Below are 6905 nucleotides of genomic sequence, written 5' to 3'. Positions count from 1 at the left end.
GACGGTGCAGTACTTGAAGGCAGCGCCCAACCTGTGGGAGCGGGCGTGCCCGCGAATGGCCCTGAAATGTTTTATACGCCTTCCAGAAACCCCACCACCACGCTTTTGATGATGAAGGCCAGCACCCCCAGGCCCAGCACGAAGAACAGGATCAGCGTCCCGAACTTACCCGCCTTGGACTTTTTTGCCAGGTCCCAGACGATGAAGCCCATGAAACCGATCAATACGGTGACCAGGATAATCATCATCCATTCTTCGAATACGGCGGGATCCATCGGTGTTCTCCAGGCGGGTTGAGCGTCCGATTATACGTCGGCTGGGTAAGCAATTAACGCAGGTGGGTCAATGGCAGCTCGGTGCTGGCCAGTACCTGGTTGAGCACGAAGCTCGAACGCACGCTGGTGACGCCTTCGATACGCGTCAGGCTGCCTAGAAGCAGTTTCTGGTAGTGGTCCATGTCCGGCACCACCACTTTCAGCTGATAGTCCGCATCCATGCCGGTGACCAGGCTGCACTCGAGCACCTGCGGCAGGTTACGGATGGCGGCCTCGAATGTTTCAAAGCGCTCAGGGGTGTGGCGGTCCATGCCTATCAACACATAGGCGGTCAGGCTCAAGCCCAGCTTCTTGCGGTCGAGCAGGGCCACCTGGCGCGAGATGTAGCCGTCGTCTTCCAATTGCTTGACCCGACGCGAGCATGGCGATGGCGACAGGCCGATGCGTTCGGCCAGTTCCTGGTTGGAAATGCGCGCATCGCGCTGCAATTCGGCGAGGATGCTCAGGTCGTAGCGGTCAAGTTTGCTCATGGCATTTGCCTTTTCTGTTCGGATTGCTGCGAATTATCAATCCAGGGTGAAAAATTGCGCAAGTGCTATTTATCTGAGCAATCTTCGCAATCCTCTGTCGCAACCCCTCCGGTATCTTTATCACCAGAATCACTGCCCGGACATCAGTCCACGGCGACGCGCCCTAGGCGGGCGGTCGCGGCCAGCCATCCAACAGGATCTGCAGGCCCCCGGGCTACACACCCTCCAGAAGACGGTGTGAGGTGAGCCGGCGCCACAAGTGCCGAGCACGGACGACAATTCCTGAAGGGAGGCCCTGTGGCCTCCCTTTTTTCATGCCGGAAATTTAATTGGCCTGTGTCATGGGCGCGGTAGACTGGCGGTGGTTGCAGTTTTTTCTACCGAGAGGAACACCATGACGTCGCGCATCTGGCAGTTGGCAGGTGTTGGTTTGCTAGGTTTGAGCATCAGCCTTGGGGCCTTGGCTGAAGGGCCTGGCGAGGGGCCGTCGGGGCGCTCGCTCAACTCGCGCGACGAAGTGCGCCAGACCCAGCCGCCGCGCCAGGGGTATTACCAGGACATTCCCCGCCGCCACGGTGATGATCACCACTGGCAAGCCGGTGGCCCGGGGCAACGGCCCGGTGGCGACTGGCAGGGGCGTCCGGATGGCCACGGCAATGGCTGGGGGCCTGGGCCGCAGTATCGCCCAGGGCACAGGGTGGACCATTTTTCTGACCGCTACTGGAAAGTACCCTACCGGGGCGCTGACTATTTCTACTCCGGGGGTTACTGGTACCGCCCGCACGGGGGCAATTACATCGTGGTGACCCCGCCGTACGGCGTGCGGGTCAATTACCTGCCGCCTTATGCGCGGGAAGTGTGGTTGGGTGACGCGCTGTTCTTTCTGGTGGCCGATACCTATTACCAGTACCTGGCAGACAGCCAGGAATATGTGGTGGTCAACCCGCCGGTCGGCGTGCCTTCGCCCGTGCCGGTGGCCCCGGCAAATGGCGGGTATGACGTGGTGGCCTATCCGATGTATGGCCAGGGGCAGGAACAGCAGGAGCAGGACCGCTACCAGTGTCATCGCTGGGCTGTGAGCCAGTCGGGCTTCGACCCGGCGACGGCGACTTACGCACCGGCGGCCAATGTGCTCGACAACTATCGGCGGGCGCTGGGTGCCTGTTTCAGTGGTCGGGGTTACAGCATCAACTGAACCTTGCGCGGAACACGCTCCTGCAAGGCCTGCGTAATCGGTGGGGCATGGGTGGTTACCTCATACCGGGTCGGCGTGCACCATCACGTCCGCCTGTGGATAACGCTGGCGGATCACCCGCGAGGCCTCCACGCACAAGCCATGCGCCTCATGCAGCGGCAGGTGCCCCGGCAGCTCCAGGTGCAGTTGCACAAACCACTGGTTGCCCGAGACGCGCGTGCGCAGGTCATGCACGCCTTTCACGCCTGCAACGGCCAGCACCAGCGCGGCCATGTCCTCGCCAACATCGCCGGGTAACGCCTTGTCCATCAGGATCGCCGTACTTTCGCGGGCAATTTGCAGCGCGCTCCAGAGGATGTAAAAGGCGATGCCCAGGCCGAACAGCGCATCCAGCTGCGGCCAGCCAAAGCGCGCCAGCAACAGGGCCAGCAGAATGCTGCCGTTGAGCAGCAAGTCCGAGCGGTAGTGCAGGGAATCTGCCCGTACTGCAGTAGAGCCGGTGAGCCGGACCACTTTGTGCTGCAGTGCCAGCAGGGCGACGGTCAGCACCAGCGACAGCAGCATCACCGCGATGCCGATGGAGGTATCACCCAGCGGTTGTGGGGTGTAAAGGCGCTCGACCGCCTGCACCCCGATCAGCACCGCACTGCCGCCGATGAACAGCGCCTGAGCCATACCGGCCAAGGCCTCGGCCTTGCCATGGCCGAACCGGTGATCGTCGTCGGCCGGACGCAGGGCGTAGTGTACCGCCAGCAGGTTGAGGAACGAGGCCACTGCGTCCAGTGCCGAGTCGGTCAACCCTGCCAGCAGGCTCACGGACCCGCTCAGCCACCAGGCCAGCGCCTTGCTCAGCACCAGGATGCTGGCGACCGTCAGTGACGCGCGAGTGGCCAGGCGCAGCAGGCGCTGGTGTTCGGCTGGGGTAGTGATCATCCGTGGACAGTGTCCTTGTGGATCAGGCTGCCGGGACCAGGCCCAGGCTGGCCAGTTGTTCGATGCTGCCGCGGTGCTGGATCAGCCTTGGGTCGTTCAGCGGCAGGCGCTGGCCCAGTTCGCTTTCCAGAATGGCCTGCAACTTCAGGTTGTCGACCTTGCCATCGGGGCTGACGGCTTCTTGCAGTTTGGCCGGGTCAACCTGAGCAGTACGGCCACCCGGGTAATAGATGGCGCCGGTGGCAAAGTCGATACCGAAGGCAATCAGCCCTGGGATCACATAGAACAGGATGCCGATCGCATCCATGGCGGCAACCACAGGGTCAATCTTGCCGCCGATCTGGCCGCGCCGGTCCGGGTAGAAAATGGTGCCGCAGGCCGTCAATTGGGTCAGCAGGGTGGCGATGAGGGCGCCACCGATGACGCGGGTCGAGATACGCATGTAAATCTCCGAAAAGTAATCAGCAGGGCAAGCGAAGCACCTGCGCCTGATGCTAAGACCATGATAGAGCAGGCTGGGTTCGCCGTTATACTCGCGACACTGTTCGAGGACCACCATGATTTCATTACCCATTGATGCTGCCTTGCCCGCCCTGCGCCAGGCTCTGGAAAACCGTGACGAAGTGGTGCTTGAAGCCCCGCCCGGTGCTGGCAAGACCACCCGCGTGCCGCTGGCGCTGCTGCACGAACCGTGGCTGGCCGGGCAGACCATCCTCATGCTCGAGCCAAGGCGCCTGGCAGCGCGGGCAGCAGCCGAACGGCTGGCCAGTGAGCTGGGCGAGCAGGTTGGGGAAACGGTGGGTTACCGCATCCGCCTGGACAGCAAGGTCGGGCCGAAAACCCGTATCGAAGTGGTGACCGAAGGCATCCTCACACGCCGCCTGCAAGCGGACCCGGCGTTGGAAGGTGTGGGCCTGCTGATCTTCGACGAATTTCACGAGCGCAGCCTGGATGCCGACCTGGCGCTGGCGCTGAGCCTTAACGGCCGCGAGCTGCTACGTGACGACCCGCCCCTGAAGATTCTGTTGATGTCGGCGACGCTGGAAGGTGAGCGCCTGTCGCGGCTGTTGGACGACGCCCCGGTGGTCAGCAGCGAAGGGCGCATGCATCCGGTGGATATCCGCTGGGGGCGGCCGTTCCAGCCAGGCGAGTTCATCGAGCCACGGGTGGTGGACAGCGTGCTGCATGCGCTGGCCGACCAAGCCGGCAGCGTGCTGGTGTTCCTGCCTGGGCAAGCCGAGATTCGGCGGGTTCACCAAAGCCTTCAGGACGCTCTGGGGGCACGCCCCGAGATTCTGCTGTGCCCGTTGCATGGCGAGCTCGACCTCAATGCCCAGCGCGCCGCTATCGACCCCCCGGCCAAGGGCCTGCGCAAGGTGGTGCTGGCCACCAACATCGCCGAGACCAGCCTGACCATCGATGGTGTACGCGTGGTGATCGATGCCGGCCTGGCCCGGGTGCCGCGCTTCGACCCCGGCAGCGGCATGACCCGTCTGGATACTCAGCGCATTTCCCGCGCCAGTGCCACCCAGCGCGCCGGGCGTGCCGGCCGTCTGGAGCCTGGCGTGTGCTACCGCCTTTGGTCCGAGGCCCAGCATGACCAACTGGCCGCCCATGGCAGTGCCGAGATCCTGCAGGCCGATCTGGCCGGGCTGGCCCTGCAACTGGCGCGCTGGGGTGTAACCCCCGAGCAGTTGCGCTGGCTGGACCAGCCGCCTGCTGCAGCGTTCGCCCAGGCACAGGACCTGTTGGCGCGACTCAGCGCCTTCAGGCCGGGCAGCCGCGATAACCTCAGCGAACATGGCCAGGCCATGGCCGAACTGCCGGCTCACCCACGCATCGCGCACTTGCTGCTGCGTGGCCAGTACCTGGGCCTGGCACAGATGGCATGCGATGTGGCTGCACTGCTGGGGGAGCGGGACATTCAACGTGGCGGTGGTGCCGACTTGCACAGCCGGCTTGCGCTGGTCAGCGGTGAGAGCAAGGCTGTGCGTGGCGGCCAGGGTGGGGTGCAGCGTGCTCGCCAACTGGCCCGCCAATACCGTGGCCTGTTGCGTGGCAAGGTCGGTGCGCCGGTCGCCGACCCGGACCACCCTCGTTGGCTGGGCGCCCTGCTGGCGCTGGCCTACCCTGACCGGGTCGCCCAGCAGCGCCGGGCGGGCGGGGCGGAGTATCGGCTCGCCAACGGCCGTGCGGCGCTGTTTGCCGAAGTCGATGCCTTGATGAAGTGCCCATGGCTGGTGATCGCTGACCTGGGTAGCCGCCAGGGGCAGCGTGAGGAGCGGATCTATCTGGCAGCCGAATTCGATCCCGCGTTGCTCGAGGGCGTGCTGGCCGAGCAGGTTGAGCGAGTCGATATCCTGGATTGGGACGAGCGTGAGCAGGTGCTGCGCGCCGAACGTCAGGTCAAGGTGGGCGAACTGGTCCTCAGCCGCGAACCGCTGCCCGGGCTGGATGATGAAGCCAAGGCCCGGGCGCTGCTTGGCCTGGTCCGGCGCAAAGGTTTGAACCTGCTGACCTGGACGCCAGAGCTACGGCAGTGGCAGGCACGTGTGGCGCTGCTGCGGCAGCTCGACCTGGAGAAGGATGGCCACAGTGAATGGCCTGACCTTGGGGACGAGGCCCTGCTGGCCAGCCTGGAAGACTGGTTACAGCCTTACCTGAGCAAAGTGTCGCGCCTCAGCCACTTTGCTGCGCTGGACTTGCCGTCGATGCTGCGCAACCTGTTGCCCTGGCCGCTGCCGCAACGCCTGGAAGAACAGGCTCCGGCGCATCTGGCCGTGCCATCCGGCTCGAACATCCGCCTGGATTACAGCGAAACCCCGCCGATTCTCGCTGTGCGTCTGCAAGAACTGTTCGGCCTTGCCGACACCCCGCGCATCGCCAATGGCCGGCAGCAGGTCAAGCTGCACCTGCTGTCACCGGCACGTCGGCCGGTGCAGGTGACCCAGGACCTGGCCAACTTCTGGCGCACGACCTATGCCGAGGTGAAGAAAGACCTGAAAGGGCGTTATCCGAAGCACTACTGGCCGGACGACCCTCTGGTGGCCGAGGCTACCGCGAGGGCCAAACCGCGCGGTACCTGAACGCCCTGCTTTCAGGCGCCCTGCTGGCGAAACAGGTACCGCATGTCGCCGTTTGTTTGACGCCAGGATGATAGCTCTTTAGTGTCACCGGCTTTTTCGCACTGCCGTCTCGCTTTCGAAGGATCGAACATGTTTTTCCCCTCTGTGGCTCAGCGTGCCTTTGGCTGGCTGCTGTGTGCCTGGCTCGTCACCTGTGTCCACGTGGCCAGTGCGGCGCCGTTCAGCACCCCAGGCGACCAAGACCTTATTCGTGACCGTCAGAACCGACTGCTGGAAGAGCAGCAGCGGCGTCTGGAACAGCTCAAGGAACTACCCGGCAAAGGCAGCGATACGGGCTCCTCGGCCAAGCCCGCCGACAGCCGCTGCTTCCCGATCCAGGACATTGAGCTGGAGGGGGCCGATGCCCTTTCTAGCACGGAGCGCGAGCGCCTGCTCAAGCCTTACCTTGGTCAGTGCTTGGGCGTGACGCAGCTCAATGGCCTGCTAAAGGTCATCACCGATCTCTACATCCAGAAACCCGGACTTCCCACCGAACAAGTCTGTTGTTGATGCGATGCAAAGTCCAAACATCAAAAACATGACGGCATGTGGTGGTACAGATTGCTCCGAAATTGCTAGCAAGCTGTTTAATGCTGCGGGTGGTAAAGGGAAAGTTATTGAGGTTAGGCCGAAGCAGTCCGGCAACTTAACCCTTTTTGAAAATGGTGCGAAGGAACCAGGGCAGTTTTACCATCAGGTATATACGGATGGCCGCTATGTATATGACCCTCGTCTGTCATCTAATCCGATTCCGAAGGGTGATTGGGAGCAGCATATAAAAGGCATGAACCCCGAAGGCGTGACCATCTCAGATAAGTTGAAGGGGCTGTAATGACTGTTAGAAAAA

Annotated in this window: 7 protein-coding genes and 1 pseudogene; 4 read left to right on the top strand and 4 right to left on the bottom strand. The window is 63.0% G+C overall.

Translation table 11 applies throughout. The features are described 5' to 3' along the window. Positions 1–71: 71 nt before the first annotated feature. A complete protein-coding gene (locus ACF8EA_RS26090) occupies positions 72–275 on the bottom strand; it encodes a DUF2788 domain-containing protein (protein WP_003249787.1) in 204 nt (67 codons plus the stop codon). 53 nt (positions 276–328) lie between these two features. Continuing rightward, complete coding sequence (locus tag ACF8EA_RS26085) at positions 329–805, bottom strand: Lrp/AsnC family transcriptional regulator (RefSeq protein WP_003249795.1); 477 nt, start codon at positions 803–805, stop codon at positions 329–331. Positions 806–1199: 394 nt separating this feature from the next. Between ACF8EA_RS26085 and ACF8EA_RS26080 the strand changes: the two genes are divergently transcribed. Then, positions 1200–2000 carry a DUF6515 family protein gene (locus ACF8EA_RS26080; RefSeq protein ID WP_028697846.1) on the top strand — a complete coding sequence of 267 codons (801 nt, stop codon included), beginning with the start codon at positions 1200–1202 and terminating at the stop codon, positions 1998–2000. Between the two features lie 60 nt (positions 2001–2060). Here ACF8EA_RS26080 and ACF8EA_RS26075 read toward each other — a convergent pair whose 3' ends face one another. Together ACF8EA_RS26075 and ACF8EA_RS26070 are read right to left on the bottom strand one after the other, a co-directional pair. Beyond that, positions 2061–2933: a cation diffusion facilitator family transporter gene (locus tag ACF8EA_RS26075; protein WP_021784376.1), complete on the bottom strand. Its 873-nt coding sequence runs from the start codon at positions 2931–2933 to the stop codon at positions 2061–2063. A gap of 22 nt (positions 2934–2955) precedes the next feature. After that, on the bottom strand, positions 2956–3375 hold the full coding sequence (locus ACF8EA_RS26070; RefSeq protein WP_014592516.1) for a hypothetical protein: 420 nt from the start codon (positions 3373–3375) through the stop codon (positions 2956–2958). Between the two features lie 115 nt (positions 3376–3490). Here ACF8EA_RS26070 and hrpB point away from each other — a divergent pair, with 115 nt between their 5' ends. From hrpB to ACF8EA_RS26055, 3 genes and pseudogenes are all read left to right on the top strand, one after another. Then, a complete protein-coding gene (gene hrpB, locus ACF8EA_RS26065) occupies positions 3491–6019 on the top strand; it encodes an ATP-dependent helicase HrpB (protein WP_392523766.1) in 2529 nt (842 codons plus the stop codon). Positions 6020–6148: 129 nt separating this feature from the next. Continuing rightward, positions 6149–6535 (top strand): annotated as a pseudogene (locus tag ACF8EA_RS26060) (POTRA domain-containing protein); the annotation flags it as partial. A 37-nt stretch (positions 6536–6572) separates the two neighbouring features. Further along, a complete protein-coding gene (locus ACF8EA_RS26055; RefSeq protein ID WP_392523765.1) occupies positions 6573–6890 on the top strand; it encodes a hypothetical protein in 318 nt (105 codons plus the stop codon). Positions 6891–6905 lie beyond the last annotated feature (15 nt).

It is taken from the genome of Pseudomonas sp. YQ_5, from assembly GCF_043103305.1.
In the GTDB taxonomy this organism is placed as follows: Bacteria; Pseudomonadota; Gammaproteobacteria; order Pseudomonadales; family Pseudomonadaceae; genus Aquipseudomonas; species Aquipseudomonas putida_Y.
The sequence above is the reverse complement of the archived record's forward strand: the minus strand, read 5'-3'. Positions and strand labels throughout refer to the sequence as shown.